Source organism: Bradyrhizobium sp. USDA 4538 (assembly GCF_024171045.1).
GTDB lineage: Bacteria > Pseudomonadota > Alphaproteobacteria > Rhizobiales > Xanthobacteraceae > Bradyrhizobium > Bradyrhizobium australafricanum.
The window spans coordinates 348,934-364,686 of the sequence record NZ_JALJZE010000002.1 but is presented as its reverse complement, the minus strand read 5'-3'; the positions used below and the strand labels follow the sequence as shown (position 1 = coordinate 364,686).

At 62.5% G+C, this 15,753-nt stretch carries 15 protein-coding genes and 1 pseudogene; 12 read left to right on the top strand and 4 right to left on the bottom strand.

Annotated features, from left to right (window positions below):
* Window positions 1-3: 3 nt before the first annotated feature.
* The 3 genes from traI to J2R78_RS42990 all read right to left on the bottom strand — a co-directional run bounded on the left by traI (window position 4) and on the right by J2R78_RS42990 (window position 2,897).
* Window positions 4-627 (bottom strand): acyl-homoserine-lactone synthase TraI, encoded by a 624-nt coding sequence (traI, locus tag J2R78_RS43000; protein ID WP_253610608.1) that lies wholly within the window; start codon window positions 625-627, stop codon window positions 4-6.
* 528 nt (window positions 628-1,155) lie between these two features.
* Complete coding sequence (locus J2R78_RS42995; RefSeq protein WP_253610609.1) at window positions 1,156-1,626, bottom strand: hypothetical protein; 471 nt, start codon at window positions 1,624-1,626, stop codon at window positions 1,156-1,158.
* Window positions 1,627-1,751: 125 nt separating this feature from the next.
* On the bottom strand, window positions 1,752-2,897 hold the full coding sequence (locus J2R78_RS42990; RefSeq protein ID WP_256559093.1) for an RHE_PE00001 family protein: 1,146 nt from the start codon (window positions 2,895-2,897) through the stop codon (window positions 1,752-1,754).
* A 553-nt stretch (window positions 2,898-3,450) separates the two neighbouring features.
* Between J2R78_RS42990 and repA the strand changes: the two genes are divergently transcribed.
* The 6 genes and pseudogenes from repA (at window position 3,451) to J2R78_RS42960 (ending at window position 8,733) form a co-directional block, all read left to right on the top strand.
* Window positions 3,451-4,665 (top strand): plasmid partitioning protein RepA, encoded by a 1,215-nt coding sequence (gene repA, locus J2R78_RS42985; RefSeq protein ID WP_253610089.1) that lies wholly within the window; start codon window positions 3,451-3,453, stop codon window positions 4,663-4,665.
* Entirely contained in the window at window positions 4,662-5,690 is a 1,029-nt protein-coding gene (gene repB / locus J2R78_RS42980) for a plasmid partitioning protein RepB (RefSeq protein ID WP_253610090.1), read from the top strand. The genes repA and repB overlap by 4 nt, the downstream gene beginning before the upstream one ends.
* 278 nt (window positions 5,691-5,968) lie before the next feature.
* Window positions 5,969-7,297, top strand: a complete 1,329-nt coding sequence (gene repC / locus J2R78_RS42975) for a plasmid replication protein RepC (RefSeq protein ID WP_253610091.1) — start codon at window positions 5,969-5,971, stop codon at window positions 7,295-7,297.
* 77 nt (window positions 7,298-7,374) lie between these two features.
* On the top strand, window positions 7,375-7,992 hold the full coding sequence (locus tag J2R78_RS42970) for a hypothetical protein (RefSeq protein ID WP_253636054.1): 618 nt from the start codon (window positions 7,375-7,377) through the stop codon (window positions 7,990-7,992).
* Window positions 7,993-8,074: 82 nt separating this feature from the next.
* Window positions 8,075-8,323 carry a type II toxin-antitoxin system VapB family antitoxin gene (locus tag J2R78_RS42965; protein ID WP_253610093.1) on the top strand — a complete coding sequence of 83 codons (249 nt, stop codon included), beginning with the start codon at window positions 8,075-8,077 and terminating at the stop codon, window positions 8,321-8,323.
* A pseudogene (locus J2R78_RS42960) lies at window positions 8,320-8,733 on the top strand (type II toxin-antitoxin system VapC family toxin). The gene J2R78_RS42965 and the pseudogene J2R78_RS42960 overlap by 4 nt, the downstream one beginning before the upstream one ends.
* Before the next feature lie 21 nt (window positions 8,734-8,754).
* Here the strand turns inward: J2R78_RS42960 and J2R78_RS42955 are convergent.
* Window positions 8,755-9,822 (bottom strand): site-specific integrase, encoded by a 1,068-nt coding sequence (locus J2R78_RS42955; RefSeq protein ID WP_253610094.1) that lies wholly within the window; start codon window positions 9,820-9,822, stop codon window positions 8,755-8,757.
* 99 nt (window positions 9,823-9,921) lie between these two features.
* On the opposite strand from J2R78_RS42955, the gene J2R78_RS42950 reads away from it, so the two are divergent.
* The 6 genes from J2R78_RS42950 to J2R78_RS42925 all read left to right on the top strand — a co-directional run bounded on the left by J2R78_RS42950 (window position 9,922) and on the right by J2R78_RS42925 (window position 15,749).
* Complete coding sequence (locus tag J2R78_RS42950; RefSeq protein WP_253610095.1) at window positions 9,922-10,200, top strand: DUF1778 domain-containing protein; 279 nt, start codon at window positions 9,922-9,924, stop codon at window positions 10,198-10,200.
* A complete protein-coding gene (locus J2R78_RS42945) occupies window positions 10,197-10,724 on the top strand; it encodes a GNAT family N-acetyltransferase (RefSeq protein WP_253610096.1) in 528 nt (175 codons plus the stop codon). Before J2R78_RS42950 ends, J2R78_RS42945 begins: the two co-directional genes overlap by 4 nt.
* Before the next feature lie 241 nt (window positions 10,725-10,965).
* Window positions 10,966-11,907 carry a DUF1403 family protein gene (locus J2R78_RS42940; protein WP_253610097.1) on the top strand — a complete coding sequence of 314 codons (942 nt, stop codon included), beginning with the start codon at window positions 10,966-10,968 and terminating at the stop codon, window positions 11,905-11,907.
* 1 nt (window position 11,908) lies between these two features.
* Window positions 11,909-12,601: an SMC-Scp complex subunit ScpB gene (locus tag J2R78_RS42935; RefSeq protein WP_253610098.1), complete on the top strand. Its 693-nt coding sequence runs from the start codon at window positions 11,909-11,911 to the stop codon at window positions 12,599-12,601.
* Window positions 12,564-13,433 carry a hypothetical protein gene (locus tag J2R78_RS42930; protein ID WP_253610099.1) on the top strand — a complete coding sequence of 290 codons (870 nt, stop codon included), beginning with the start codon at window positions 12,564-12,566 and terminating at the stop codon, window positions 13,431-13,433. The genes J2R78_RS42935 and J2R78_RS42930 overlap by 38 nt, the downstream gene beginning before the upstream one ends.
* 408 nt (window positions 13,434-13,841) lie before the next feature.
* Window positions 13,842-15,749, top strand: a complete 1,908-nt coding sequence (locus J2R78_RS42925) for a hypothetical protein (RefSeq protein WP_253636053.1) — start codon at window positions 13,842-13,844, stop codon at window positions 15,747-15,749.
* Window positions 15,750-15,753 lie beyond the last annotated feature (4 nt).

Here is a 15,753-nt window from a genome sequence, read left to right as displayed (position 1 = left end):
CGCTCACGCAGCGGCGCGCTGAGGGCGCCGCAGGTCGGACCGATAGCCAGGCGGGCAGACCCGTTCGAGGCTTACCTGGTCGGCCGGCAGGATCCCAGCGACGCTCATGGTCTCGCCGATGAGCTCCACGCCGCCAAGGCGCGTCATCGGCCAGCCCGCCCGTTGCAGGATGCGTTCGAGCCGCACATCCGTTGCCGTGGCGATCTCGTCGAAGCCGTTCGACATCGACCACTCGATGATCCCCGCGAACATCGTCAGCGTCGCCTCGTGCAGGAATCGGCCTCCCCTGCCCTCGCCTCGCGTGTCGACGCAAAAGCGCGAACTCTCAACGGCGGTAGATTTGCCCCGTAGCTGGCCGCCCGGGAGCAGTTGCGGGAAGGTCTGCGACAACATGGTGGGGCCCGTGGTCGGAAGCAGACGGGCACAGCCGGCGACGTCGCCGCGGTCCGTTAGGGCCAGGATGTAGGTCGGGTTGAGCTTGTCGTATTCGTCGCGCTCGCGGCCGTACTCGATCTTTACGCGCCAACCGAGCCGATCGGCAAACACCCGGGCGCGCAACTGATGCATCTCATCGAGCAGAGACCCCAATCCGCCGTGTTCGTTGGCATCAATCGCAATTGCCTGCATTCGCCGAATCCTCCGTCGCGTTCTGGTGAACGGAGGCAAGTCAGCATCGAGCGCGGGTTCATGTCCCCTGTAGAATTAACGGGGGCTGATGTTGGCTATCGCCGAAACTGGCGACGCCCCCCTGCCTTTGCGCGGCACCCTTGCCGTCGCAGAATCCGACTGATGCAGAGGCGCCTGCTAACTCAGATGCTTAACGCTCCCGCGGCGAGCGCTCAGGGAAACCAGTTCCAGGTTCTCGAAGCCGCCTGTCGTGAGGGCAGCCTCAGCGATCTTCCGCCCGCATTTTCTCGATGCAGTCTTCGGTGTCGGAACCGCCGGCCGCTCGCGCGACATTCACCACACCGCACGGCTATTCTCCAATAAGGATGATCTCACTCCTGAGGGACGCCGGCGAGCCCTCTACGGATTTTCGCGCGGCACTGAAAAATCGAAGGTTGCTTCCTCGCCCTGTCGCCTCGCGCCGTCCGAGCTCCGGACCAAGGCGCCGACGCTCGCGCCATTCCGGTCGAGACCGGGCTATCACGGCGGCTACGCTTTGGGGTAGTTGGCTCGCAGGTAGTCATTTGCCGCGTCCGCCGTGGGGAACGCTGCCAACTGCTGCGGCGCTTCGTCTGGCCGCTGTGCCTGCCGTATCACCACGACCTGATCTACATCAAATTGGACGCAGGGGCGCTCACGGAACCTCAGCCATTCGGCTTGTTTCGCTTCGGCCAAAGCGCAGGCCGCATCGTAATCGTCCGCGACGCCGAGATGGGTCGAACGGTCCCACGCCCCGCCATTCAGGCACCGCACCTCGATGCGGCCGTCCGACAAAGTGAGACCGTAAGGACGATCCCACCATGCATCGAGCTCCGCCTTGCTTCGTGCCTCATTCGGCGTCGCGTTGAAGGCCTTCCGCAGCTTGGGGTCGAGCGGAATCCGGTTTGGCATTGCGTTCCCTCCGATCGTGACAACAATGCCACAGGGCGGGGCAAGTTTGGATAGCTGAATTTTGGCCATCGCGTTGATCTTCGCGGCCTTGCAGAAAGCTCCGCTCTATCTCCCGATGTCAGGGATCTGGTGCCGACCGGTCCGGACCAGCTATCATAAACACCACCTGGCCACGCCGCACTGAGCCGACCGCCCTATAGAATCCCCCACGCCCGATACGTCCCGCGCCCGGTCGCCTCGCGCAGGCCGAGTTCCGCAACGAGGTTCTGAGCGGCGCGGGGTGTGACGCCGAGTTCCTGTGCGATCATAGCTGTCGAAACGATCGGTCGCGTCAGCACGTAATCAAGAAGCGCCGGCAACCGGGAGGTGGACCGGCGACCGGCGAGCTTGCGGACGAGCAGGGTGCGAGCCGTCAGCCAGCGGTCGTGGTCTTTCAGCCCTGCCCTGGCCGCGGCCGCGATCGCCTCGAGCTGGACGGCGAGTCGGCCTGCCGCATCGCGCGGTCGCCGCCGCTCGCGCGGGATGGCTTTGAGGCCGTTGTGCAGACAGGGCAGATGGCATTGCGCCTTGCCACGGTCCCGCAACAGCGCTGCGGCCAGCAGCTGGCCGAGCCAGGGCATATGCTGCAGCGGTTGAATTGCGCCCCAGGCGTCCAGCGCGATGGCCGCCGCCAAGGTCGGCGGCCGGGAGCGGCAGGCCTCGACGATCGCGCGCCACTCGTTGAAACGGGCGCCCTCGTCCCAGTCCAGATCGTAGACGAGCGGATCGCTGTCCAGGCGGGTGAGGTGCGGATTGCGCGTTTCGCGCGCGAGAGTCCGGTCGGCGTTCGTGATCGCGGCATCAACCGCGGCAAAGGTGGCCGCGAGCCTCTCATCGGCCTCGCTGGCACCGACGAACGAGATAACCTCAATGTCTGCTGATTCATCCTGACCAGAGCCGGGCTCACGGCCCTCTATGTCGATCGCTTCTTCCCGGTCGCCGTTTCCTCCTCGTCCGCAGAGACTGGCAACACCGGCCGTCGACAGTGCCCAGTCGGGCTTGGCCGCGGCGATACGCCGGCGCGTTTGCAGCACGGCGCGCGCGCGGGTGAGCTCATGGGTTGGTGCGCGCACGTCCATATGCGCGTCGTGGAGAACGAGATCCTCGAGATGGACGAGCTCGCCTTCCAGCCACAAACTCGCACAAGCGTCTGTGAAGTGAGTCCGTGCGATCCAGCCGTCGCGGATCGGACTTTTGGCGAGCCGCTCGTCTAGCCGCGCGAGCGCATCCTCAGCAGTGGTGAGCGGGCTGGCGAGCTGGTCCCAGGGCAGCGGATCGGGAATCAGATAGAGGGGCTGCAAGATCTTGATAGCCTTAACAAGATTCGCCGAGTCGGAAGCTAACACGCATTTAGATTCTGCCACAGCGACGCAGGTTTCTGCATAGATCACTCACACCGATGGTTACTCCTTGTCGATATGATCGATGCCACTCGTCGTCCGTCCGGACATCGACCCGCATATAAGCGATTCCGGCCCGGCCCGAAGCTCATTGGGTCACGCTCGCTGGGCACGGAGGTTGGTCAGAGGACGCGGTCGCGAATCGTGGTGAGTCGCACTTTGAGTGTCGAACCTCTTCTGTCATCCATCCAAACCACGGGGCAAACGAGCATGCCTGTCTGTAAGATTAACGGGAGACAAAACGCCTTCGTACCGGCTTGGGTATGCAAGATAAGCCCACAATAACATTGAACGAATCCCGACGAAGCAGCGGTTTGAGCGACGCGATGCGAAGCCTCCGTTAAGTATCTGTTAACCTTAAGGGACTGGACGAAAGCCGAGAATCGTGACCTAGTTTTAGCGGGCAAAGGGCGATAAATCGCCTACTGGCCGACAACGAAGGAATGAATCGGCAATGGCAGCACAGGCCCAGATCAGCACCCAAATTGAAGATCCCGCAGACAGGATTATTCGGCACGCGGGAATGCTTTCTGAACACCTGCAGGCCAGGCGCCAGCAGATGTATCCCCCGGACGCTCAGAAAAGCCTACGGCATTTTATGACCCACGAGGTCTCGAAGCTGACCTCGATTCCGGAATCAACGCTCAAGTTGATGTCGAACGAAGGGAAAGGCCCCCTCCCTGCTCGGCTGGAGAACAACCATCGCGCCTACACGCTCGCGCAGATCAATGAACTACGTGAACTGTTTGCCTCTCAGCGTCCTGCGGACGCTTTGAGGTTCTTGCCTCACCGCGGGGTCGGCGAACATCTGCAGGTTCTGGCGGTTGCGAATTTCAAAGGCGGCAGTGCCAAGACAACAACGAGCGCGCACCTTGCGCACTACCTGGCCCTGCAAGGCTACCGCGTCCTTGCCATCGATCTCGATCCCCAAGCGTCATTGTCGGCCATGTTCGGTGCGCAGCCGGAGATCGACGTCCGGCAGAACGAAACCATCTATGCGGCCCTGCGGTATGACGACGAGCGTCGACCCATAGCTGACATCATCCGGCCGACCTATTTCACAGGGATCGACCTCATCCCCGGAAATATCGAGGTCATGGAGTACGAGCACGAGACGCCGCGGTATTTGTCGAAGCAACAGGCGGACTCCGAGAGTATCTTTTTCGAACGATTGCGCCTCGCATTGGCGGAGGTCGAAGACGTCTACGATGTCATCATCCTCGACACCCCGCCCTCGCTCGGTTTCCTGACGTTGGGGGCCATCTACGCGGCCACAGGGCTCCTCGTGACGGTCCACCCAGCAATGCTCGATGTCATGTCGATGAGCCAGTTCCTGCTGATGATGGGAGACCTCATATCGGTGATCCGCGAAGCTGGCGCGACGATGAAGCAGGATTTCCTTCGCTACGTCGTGACCCGACACGATCCCTTCGACCAATCTCAAGTCCGGGTCGTGACCATGCTTCGGCACCTGTTCGCCGAAGACGTGCTGACAGCAACCGCGATCGCCAGCTCGGCCATCGAGACCGCTGGTTTGGCGAAGCGTACTCTCTATGAACTGGAACCGGGCAACATCTCGGCCGCGACCACCAAGCGCGCACGGGAGTCCATTGATGCGGTCAATGATCAGATCCTTGCACTGATCACTCAGGCTTGGGGGCGCGCATGAACAATAAGCGTACTTCAGGTCGATCGATCCTCGCCAACTTCGGCTCCTTCTCCAAGCCCGAGACGGCGCCGAGCAGCCCTTCTCCCTCCCCTCGCGCAGATACGCCGATCCAGCCTCCGGCCCGTGTTGGAGCCGGGGTGATTGGAGCAACACAGCGTTCTTTGGCCGAGTTGCGAGGAGACCGTGACCGGCTCCAGGCGCTGGTCGACGCCGGCGGCGGCTCGGAGCTTGACCCCTCCTTGATCGACCCCTCGCCTTTCCCGGACCGGTTGCCCGACGACAGCCAAGTCGATTTCGAGGCGCTCAAGAAACTCATCGCCGAAGAAGGCCAGAAGGTGCCGATCCAGGTCCGCCGGCATCCGACTGCCGATGGCCGGTACCAAGTCGTCTATGGCCATCGGCGCTGGCGGGCGGCTTTGGATCTTGGAATCAAAGTCAAGGCCACGGTTGTCGCGCTGTCGGACAGCGAACTTGTCGTCGCTCAGGGAATCGAGAACGCGGCGCGTCAGGATCTGAGCTGGATCGAGCGCGCCCTTTTCACGTGGCGAATGGATCAGGCCGGGATCAAGCCACGCGACATCCGAGCCGCTCTTTCGATCGACGATCCGGAACTCGCTCGCCTCAGGGCGGTCTGCCGAGCCGTCCCGATCGAGGTGATCGAGGCGATAGGCCGGGCGCCGAAAGCGGGCCGCCCCCGCTGGGTTGCGTTCGCGGCTGCAATTGGCGAAGACCCAGCGGCGTTGGGTCGGGTACGCAAAACCTTGTCAGCTGACAAGGTTTCGGGGCTGACCTCGGACGATCGATTCAAGCTTGTCCTTGCCGCTCTAAAACAGCCAGCAGCGCGCTCGCGAAGCGAGCTCGAGCTTCGGAGCCTTGGGGGTGAGGTGCTGGGGAAGGCGACCTTCGCAAAAGGAGACATCAAGCTCATGGTCGTCGAGGAGCATGCATCTGGATTTGGCACTTTCCTGGAGGAAGAGCTGCCGGGACTGGTGGAGAGATTTTTTGCCCGAGAGGGCACTGAGTGATTTTCGGCACTCGGCCCTACCTTGTCAGCTGACAAGGTTTGGTTGGGTGGCGGGAAGGGCGGAGGCCTCGGCCGAAGCCGGACGATGGCGCAACAACCACAGAGGTAGCATGCGGTAAAAAGAAAGGCCCCCGAAACAGTGTCCCGGAAGCCCCTCTCGTGTGTTTGGCGACAACGAGAATCTCACTTCCGCGAATCACAGTCAAGAGCCTCTTCGAGGCGTTGGGCACCGTTTTTGGTGAGCACTTTCGCTTTGCCTAAAAGCTGAAAGACACAACCATGACGCAATCCATATCAACGACGCCCTTTGGGCGGCGGCCGATGACGCTTGGAATGATTTCAAGCCAGCTGGCCGCGAAGGCAAAGCCGGAGACGGCCATTGTTCACAAATGGCATGTCTTTCAGCACATCAAGGAGGCGCGTCAGGTTCTCGGCGCGACCGACCGCGCGCTGACGATTCTGCACGCGCTGTTGTCATTCCATCCCGAGACCGCGCTCGAGGCCGACAGCGAGTTGATCGTCTGGCCCTCCAACGAGCAGTTGATGGCACGGGCCAACGGGATGCCGCCGACGACGCTACGCCGGCATCTCGCCGTCCTGGTCGGCTGCGGTCTGATCATTCGAAGGGACAGCCCGAACGGCAAGCGCTTTGCGCGCAAAGGGCATGGCGGAGAAATCGAGCAGGCCTATGGATTTGACCTGGCGCCGATCGTGACCCGCGCCGAGGAGTACAAGACGCTCGCGGAAACCGTCCAGGCTGAGAAGAAGGCGTTCCGCGTAGCTAAAGAGCGCCTGACGATCCTGCGCCGGGACATCGTGAAGATGATCGAAGCCGGCGTTCAGGAGGGCGTGCCGGGAAACTGGAAGCGGTTTCTGCAGGCTTACCAAGGGATCGCCGGGCGGATTCCTCGGACTGCACCACGGCAGCTCCTGGAGAGCATCGGTGGCGAGATGGAAACACTCTGGCGCGAGATCCGCGACCTGTTGGAAACTTTCGCAAAAACACAGAATCCGGACGCCAATGAGTCCCATTCTGGTTGCCACATACAGAATTCAAACCCAGATCTTCCATCTGAATCTGAAAGTAGCCTAGCAAACGAAGATGAAGCGGGCGGCAGCACTGCCGTTAACCATAACCTCCGGAGCCTGCCGAAGCGTGAGCTCCCCTTAGGGATCGTGCTGGATGCCTGCCCGAACATGCGCTGGCTGATCAAAGGCGGCGAGATCCGGCACTGGAGGGATTTGCTGGCCGCCGCCGAGCTTGCCCGGCCGATGCTGGGGATCAGCCCGAGCGCCTGGCACGACGCGCGGGAGGTGCTCGGCGACCAGCAAGCCGCGATTACACTGGCCGCGATCCATCAGAAAGCGGATCAGATCAGCAGCGCCGGCGGCTATCTGCGCAGCCTGACCGACCGCGCCAAGGCTGGGAAATTCTCGGTCTGGCCGATGATCATGGCCTTGTTGCGCGCCAAACTCGACGGATCGAAGCCAACCCCTCCGCCGACGGGTAGCGGTCCCGCCAGCTTCGAGCCCGGGAGCCCCACGCAAGCCGGCGCCTTCCAAGCCAGCGCCGAATTGCGCGCCTCGCTGGCCAGGCGGCCGAAATGACTAGATAGCGCCAGGAATGACTCCGTCGCCGGAGACGACTCGGCTACGGTTTTCGGGCAGAGATCGGGGAGGGCGATTTGACTGGAGACACGACATCCGTCGGCGACGCAATCGCGGCCGCGCTCGAACGGGCCGAGGAGCTGCGCGGCCTCAGTGATCGCCCGGCTCGGGTGCGGATCATGACGATCTTTGGCGATGATCGCTCCGGTCTCACGATCAATGCCCGCATCGCGGCACGGACCCCGGCCGAGCATCGCGCGCAGGAGGGCCTCGGGACACGATGTATCCCATGGCACGAGCTCGATGCGCGCGCCGGCGAGATCGTTGACTTGGTGGACGAGGTGGTCGGCGAAGTGACGCTAGCCGTCCGAAACGCCCCGCTTGTGCCGCGGCCGAGCCGCACGGCAGACGAGCTTGAGCTTGCTGCGTTCGACGATCTGATCGACGAGCTCAGGCAAGCGATCACACAGTCGGCTGTTTCCGTCCTGGAGAAGCATCCGGCAAAGCAGGTCTCGCGGGAGCTGGGCAGCGAAGCGGCGATGTTAGCCGCACTGAAATTCGCGGCGCTCGCGGCTTACACAGGCCATGTCGGACTGAACGACGCCCAGGACGAGCTCGGAATGGCGATGGGTGAGGTGATGAGAAATATGCGTGCGTCGCCCGAGTTGCCGCGTCGACCGAGCCTGAATTCGTAGGTGCAAGCTAAGCTGGCTAGCCACCAGCTGCCAGCTTGATGGCAAGCCCTTCCTGCCTAGATACTTCAAGAAGGAGTCGTACATGGCCGAACCGCAACTCTCAGTCCGCAGTGCCAAGGCACGAGATCTTGCCCATCGCCTTGCGCGTCGGGAAAACCGTTCGATCGCGGATGTCGTCGAGCGTGCGCTCGAAGCTTACGAGGAACGTGCGGCCGGGCGCGAACCACCGGCGGCGTTCTACGCCCGTCTTAAGTCCAGCGCCGATGTGGATATCGACCTTGAAGCGATCATCCGCGAGGGCCGACGACCCTGTACTGGACCCGAACTTTGATCTTCCTCGACACCAATGTGATCTCTGAGACTTTGAGGAAGTCGCCCGACGACGCCGTTATCGCTTGGCTCGTCCGGCACGATGCAGAGCTTGCACTTCCCACGGTCACAATCGCCGAGATCGCGTTCGGAATCCAAAAAATCAGGCCCGATCAACGCGCAGAGCGACCTGGAACGTGGCTTGTTGGATTGGCGCCAACGCTTCGCTGATCGGATCTTCGGCCTGACGGAAGAGGCCGCGTTGGCGTATGGCGACATTATGGGGGAGGCCACGCGCCGCGGACAACCCATGCGGCGCCCGACGGAATGATTGCAGCCATCGCCGGCGTCAAGGGCGGTCGATTGGCCACGCGGAATCTCCCTGATTTTGGCTCGACAGGGCTCGAATTGATTTTGCCGTGGGATTTCTAAGGCGAGGGCAGGGACGGGGCGTCAGAGGCCCGCGGCCCTGGTGAGATTGACCCGGAACCGGTCGCGCCGCCGTTGGTAGCCGCGGGTTCGCTCCGCGCTGGCGTGGCCAAGCTGCTTCTGCACATAGCGCTCGTCGACCTCGGCCGAGGTGGCGAGGCCAGCGCGCAGCGAATGTCCGGCGAATTTCTCCTCCCGTTCGCCTTCGGGCAGGTCGGCGCGCACACCAGCGGCGAGCGCCGCGCGTTTGACCAGCCGGGCGACCTGCTGATCGGCCAGCCGGTCCGGACCAACATCCTTGCCCTGGCCGGTGACCCGGCGAAACAGTGGCCCGTGGCCGATTCGGGCCAGTTTCAGCCAGGTCTGCAGGGCGACGACGGGGCAGGTCGCGTCCGACGAGCCGCGTCCGATCTCGACTTCGCGCCAGCCGGTTTTCCCCCGCAGGGTGACGAGCATGCCCTTTTTGAAGATTTCGACCCAGCCACGGCCGTCCTCGGTCTGGTCGCGGCCGCAATCTAAGCCTACGATTTCCGAGCGCCGCAGGCCGCCGGCGAAGCCGACCAGCAGCATGGCGCGATCCCTTAAGCCCCGCAGCGTGCCGCGATTGAGGGTCTCGAGCATGGCGATGACGTCTTCCGGCAAGACCGCTTCCTTCTGCCGGGGCGGGGCGCCATGGGTGTTGCGGATGCCGGCGAGCACGGTCGCGATGTGCCGGTCCGTGCGGTCCAGCGGCGTCCCGCGCTGCGCATAATTCCAGCTCAGCGCCGAGAGCCGGCGCTCGATCGTGGCGACCGAATTCGCCTGGCGATCGGCCGTCGCGGCGCCCGAAGCGCAGGCGGTGATGTAAAGCCCGACCGTCTGCGGGGAGGGCAGAAGCACCTCCAGGCCCTGGCGCCGGCACCAGGTGGAAAAATGCTTCCAGTCGGAGGTGTAGGCCCGACGCGTGTTGGCCGAGCTTGCGGCGTCGACATAATCGCGGGCGCGATCGGCGAGCCGTTCCAGATGCGCTGGCAGGGCAGGGGAGGGGGCCTCGACGATGTCCCGAACGGGGGCGACGATGTCGGGAAGATCCTCGTTTTCGGTGTCGGTCATAGTCATGCTTCCTCTCCGTACATATTGTGTGTGTACGGTATTGATTTGTCCTGCTGCCTCATGTACATATTCTGGCTGCACAAGGAATGGATTTGAGCCATGGCGCGCGTTGCCGTCGATGACACCAACCGCATGAATCTGCGGATCAAGCCAGAGGTGAAAGCCCGGCTGATGCGCGCGGCTGCGCTACGCCATACCGATCTGACCAGTTTTGTGACGCAGTCGGCGCTCCGCGAAGCGGACGCCGTCATTGCCGACGCCGATGTGGTCAAGGTGTCGGAACGCGATTTTGCGCGCATCCTCGACCTCCTGGACAATCCGCCCAAGGCGAACGCCAAGCTGCGCGCGGCCGCATCCAGTCTGCCCAAAGACCTGTGACGTTTCCCGCCTGGCACGAGGAGCCGATCGCCAAGAGCCATGATCGGAAAGCCTTCGACTGCGGCGATGACGCGCTGAACACCTTCCTGCTGCGCTATGCCCGACAGGGGCATGAGCAGAACGCGGTCAAGACGTATTGCGCGATCGCCAATGATACGCCGAACAAGGTCCTCGGCTTCTACAGCCTTGCGCCGGCGTCGGTCGCGCATGACGCCGTGCCGCCCGCCATGACCAAGGGCCTGGCGCGCCATAAGGTGCCCGGATTTCTGCTGGCGAGGCTCGCGGTCGACAAGACGGTCGCGGGCGGGGGGCTGGGCGGCCAGCTCCTGCTGGCGGCCGCTTTGCGCTGCCTGCGGGTGACGGACGAGATCGGCGGCGTCCTGATGGTCATTGAGGCCAAGAACGAGCGGGCGGCACAATGGTACCGCGGCTTTGGCGCAGAGCCGCTGGCGGATCAGCCGCTTACACTCGTTGCGCCGCTTACGACCTTCGCCGATGCGTTGCGGGCGGCCGGACGTCTCTAGACGGGGGCCGTCTGCCGACGCCCACGAAACGCTGCCTGTAGTTTCGGAGGCCAAGCCAAGAGGCGGCCAGGAGCCCGATTGCGGGTGATTTTCGATCGTCTGAGCGCTGAAAACGGGCATCCTCTAATAATGGCAAAAACGAACGATAAGGCAACATTATCATTCGTTTTAAATTGTCGACAACCGCGGCGGTTTTGGGCGGATAGCTGGTTGTAAGCGCCGCGCCGGGTTAGATTCAGCCATGCCCTCGCGTGCGCGAATCATCCCTGAGCCCCCGCCGACCTTCCCGCCCTTTCCGGGATGGGCCCGGCAGATCGGACCAGCCGAAGTGGTTGATGATGCGATGTTTTTTGCCGGCGCCGCGCTTGCTGGGATCCATCCGATCGCGCGCAGCGAGCACCCGCTCGGCCTGCTCTGGCGGCATCGCCTATCGCTGGCCAACGCCGCTGTCCTCGCCCGCCATGGCGGGCGCACCGAAGACGAGGCGGCGTTGCGCGACGCCTGGTATCTGCGCCGCGAGATCGATGAGCTCGGTCCGGGCGGGCGCCTCCTCAAGGCCTGGCGGTATCTCGGCGAGCGCGCTGCCATGGCGCCTGATGATTGGATGATTTCCTGCTCAATCATGTTCGAGCTGGGCTTCAACGACGCGCTCGAGGACGTCGTCACCGCCGCGGCGAAGCTGGCGGCAGGTAACGGGAACGCCGTCGCGGCGGCGGCGGAAATTGCTGCAGCGAGCATGCGCTTCATCCCGCACAGCGAGCCGCTGGCGCTGTGGCTGGCCGACGTCGTCCTCGCCCATCGCCTGAAATGGCCGATGGCGGTGCCGCTGATCGCCGGCCAGGTCAGCCGGGCCGATCTGCGCGCTGCGGGCAGACCGGGCGGCATCGACGACGCCTGGCTGGCGGCCTGCGCCGAGGCCTATGCACGCGCTGCCGCAGCCGCATCGGAGCTCTATGCCGACCTCGTGCGACGCGCCAACCGGCTGCTGGCCGCAGCGCCGAAGCTGCGCGGTCGCGACGCCGACAGGATGGTGGGGATCCTCATGATGGAAGATGCCCAGCCCGCTGGCGCCGGCAAGACGTCGAGCGATCGCAGCACGCGACGGCTATTCGAGCGACTGGTGTCGCTCGGCGCGGTGCGCGAGCTCACCGGCCGTCCGACCTTCCGACTCTACGGGCTCTGACATGGGACGGCGCGCGCGATCGAAAGCGGATCTCGACACCGAATTGGCCGACCTGCCGCCGGAGCTGCGCTGGCGCGAATGGATGGGCCGGGTCGAGGCCGTGATCTTCGCCTCGCCCGAGCCCGTGACGCGCGAGGTCCTGACGCGCGTCGTCGGCCGCGACTGCAACCTCGATCTCATCATCGGCGATATCCGCGAGGAGCTCCGCGGCCGGCCCTACGAGCTCGTCTCCGTCGCGGGCGGCTGGCAGCACCGCACCCGGAAAAACTTCGCCGAGGCGATCCGCTCGGCGAGCGGCACTGCCGGCGGCGACAAGGCGTTGTCACAGACCGAAGCGCTGATACTCGCCTGCATCGCCTATTACCAGCCGATCAATCGCAGCGAATTGTCATCCTTCTTCGGCAAGGAGGTCAGCCGCGATACTATCGCCCGTCTGCGCGGATTAGGGTTTATCGCGAGTGGCCCGCGCAGCCCGCAACTTGGCGCGCCCTACACCTACGTGACGACCAAGGGCTTCCTGTCGCACTTCGGCCTGGAGACGCTGCGCGATCTTCCGGATATGGAAGCGCTGGAGGACGCCGGCCTGCTCAGTAAAGATAAGATGTTGGCAGGTGAGTTTCCGGATTCCTTGCCGGCACAGGACGAAGACCAGGACGATGATGAAAAAGCTGCAGATTGGACAGAGACAGGCTAGCCGCATTTGCCAAATGTCGGCCACCGATCGGCTTGCTTTCATCGCAGAGGGGCTTCCGATTATTCACGCCAGCGCGAAGGGATTTTGGTCCGCGTCTGCTGAACTGCGAGAAAAGCCGCGAGAAGCCGAGGTACTTGCGGGATTCGCTAAAGAGGAGGCGGCGAAGATTCTCATCCTGCTCGATATCATCCGCTGCCCTGAGAAGCGGATCGCAGGCAAGGTGAACAAATTGGTTGGCAGGTTTTATGGACACCTCGAACGGCTGATTTACGCCCAGCTGTCCGACTGGTGGTCCATTGATGTCGCGGACCTCCGTAAAGCCGTCGAGCCGCTGCGCAAGGCCCATGATCTCGAAGGGACGATGGGCGAGTTCATCATGCCGAACTCCGCCATCTATCAGCGAGAGAGCAAGCTCTACGCGGACGTCGAGGCCTACGAGGATGGCACGCCGGTCTGGAATGCACCCGTCGTCCACCCAAGCGCCTTCCGGTCGCGCATGCCGTCCGTTGTGCGGGTTGTCGACGCGATGGCCGCCTGCGGAATGTTCACGGTAGCGGGGCTGCAAGCCACATCAGAGGTTTGGGGGCAGTTTGAGTTTCAGGAAAAGGAGAGTCTGCAAGACGCCGAACGCCTAACCGAGCAACTTGTGGCTCGACTGATTGCCGAAGGTTTGCCGGGCGAATCCGCGAACCAGGATCATGTCAATGTACTGTACCGGCATTGGCCGTTGCCGATGTACAATGTCGACCTCCATCCGATCCCGGTATCTCTCGAAGAGCTGAAGGCCGAGCAGGACCGCCTCTATTGGGCAGAGGTCGGCGACCCTCGATGACGCTGACGATTTGGGCGGTCAATCCGATATCAGCATGAATTTGCGCGCGGGCAGGCTCATTCGCATGGGACGCCTTCGTTGGTGTGCCCATCTTCGTCGGCGGCGACCACTACCTAATGCTCTGAATTTACTTCCGCTTCCGGCGGCATAACGGACATCGCCGGACTTGCTGCTGGTCCGGCTCTGTCGCGAATGACCCCCAAACGGACTCAACGCGCTGACAACCATCATCGCTTGGACGCCCACCCCACGCGGGTTTGATCAGTGGGCAGGTCGGTCGGCGCGCTTTCAGTACTTCATTGAAATCGTCAGGCGTTCCTCCGCAACTTCCGATATTGTGATGTCGCAATGAGCGGTTAGCTTGGTGCTGGACGGTGAGGAACGATAAACAGTCCGCGGAGAGAAATGATGCGTGCCGGACGTCTGCTTGTAGGCCTGCTTATCGTCGCGCTTGTCGCTGTCGCTGCCAGCTGGGGGACCTACAGGCACGACTACGTCATTCACGAGCGAGCGGCGGCGGACTGGGTAGCTCTGACGCTTACCGATCAAACGCTCGCCCAGACGCATCAGCCGCAAGATGCCGACGCAGCGGTATTTTTCTCAAATGCAGTCATCGACAAGGCGCTCATGCAACTCGCCGGCACGACGATCAGTCCAATCAAATCCACACTCGGCGATCTGGTGGTTACGGTGGAAAATGCGCGAGTCCAGCCCGGCCTTGGGCTCACGGGAGCTATCGTCGACATAAATGTCGCAAGCCCACGGCGCGGTCGCGCGGTGAATCTGAAACTGGAAGGTAATATTTCGTTTCGCGGCATTGTACCCCAAGCCGACGACAGGCCGACTGCGACGGCTGAATTCGCAGTTGGCGTCACGAAGGCGGAGCCGCAGTTCGATTGGGGTTTCCTCGATATTCGCGGCCGGAATTTTCTATCGGAGGCGATCTCTTCCGGCCTGATGATCGCTCTCGACAATCATCTTACCGTCGCGGTCCCGTTCGAAGACCGCATCAGCTTCAACACAGGGTTCAAAAGCGATACAACCATCAAGGCCCCCGACGGTACCGTTGTGCTGAGTGTGAGCTTGCCCGGCGAGGTCCTGGAGCAGCGCTTCTCGTTTTCTGCGCCCGTGTTTCTACACTCGGGTGTATGGCTTCTGGCCGCGACCTCAGCCCCCGGTCAGGCTCCCGTGAGCCCGCCTGCCGTTCCTGATCTACAGCCTGCAGAACTTGAAACACGGATCGCTACGTTGCGGGAGCACATCTCAGGCGCAACCAAAGACTGGGAGCAAAAAAGCGACTTCGCCTTTTTCCTTAGCGGAAAGGCTTTGGTTGGCTTTATCAGTAAACTGAGCACGCTCCCGCAAGTGAACCGGACTGTCGTTGTCCACTCAACCAGCGTAACGGGGCACCTCGTGGACAATGAGACCATCCTGCTCGAACTGCCCGATGCCACCGATATCAATGCGACCATGAACGTTGGGCCGCCGAGTGCGGTGTGGATGCCAGGCAAGGGAGTGGCGCTTGCTACCGATTTGCGCATGGACTTGCACGCCAAGGTTCACGCGCATGTCAAACCAGTGGTGAACATGGGGACCGTCCTCGGGTTGGAGGGAGAAACCGGAAAGCATGTAGCGGGCACGGTCGAGCTGACTACCAAGAACGTGGACGGGCATCCAGTTCTGTCACTCGGCGCTACGATGCCTTGCGATACGTTGACTGCGGACGTGACCACGGATGGACGGCTCGAGATGGGGCCTGTCAAAGTCGATCTCGTCAAAGTCGGGGTGCGATGGACCATGCCGGTCCCGCCGACACTCGGCGAACCCAATCTCGTTATGGACGATCTCCCTCGCCGTGCCGGTCTCAGAAGTCCGAAGCCGGACCACCATGGCATCACGGTCACTCCGGCCCACGAGGCGATCGAATATGTGGTCCATATAACGGACGCGATGGCCACCCAAAACGGCTACATCGTGAGCGCCAAGCTCGACATGAATTCAGTCGACGAGGCAGAGCTGCCGCCGGAAATCATAGCTCAACGTCGCGCATTGGCTGACAGCGTCAAGGCAGCAGCACGCGCAGCCTCAGCATGCCCATCGGTCGATCCGGATATGAAAGTTCTGTTCGGAGGCGCGGAGTTCGGCAAGAACAATGAGATCGTCAAGGCCTTTACGAATGCGCTCCACGATCTTGAACATGGGCCCGGACCGAACAACGAAATTAGGAAAACCCTCGACAATGCCGCACACGATATTGTGCACGGGCCAGGCCCGAACAATGAAATAAGGAAGCTCGGGAAAGCTCTGGGCTTCTAGTCTA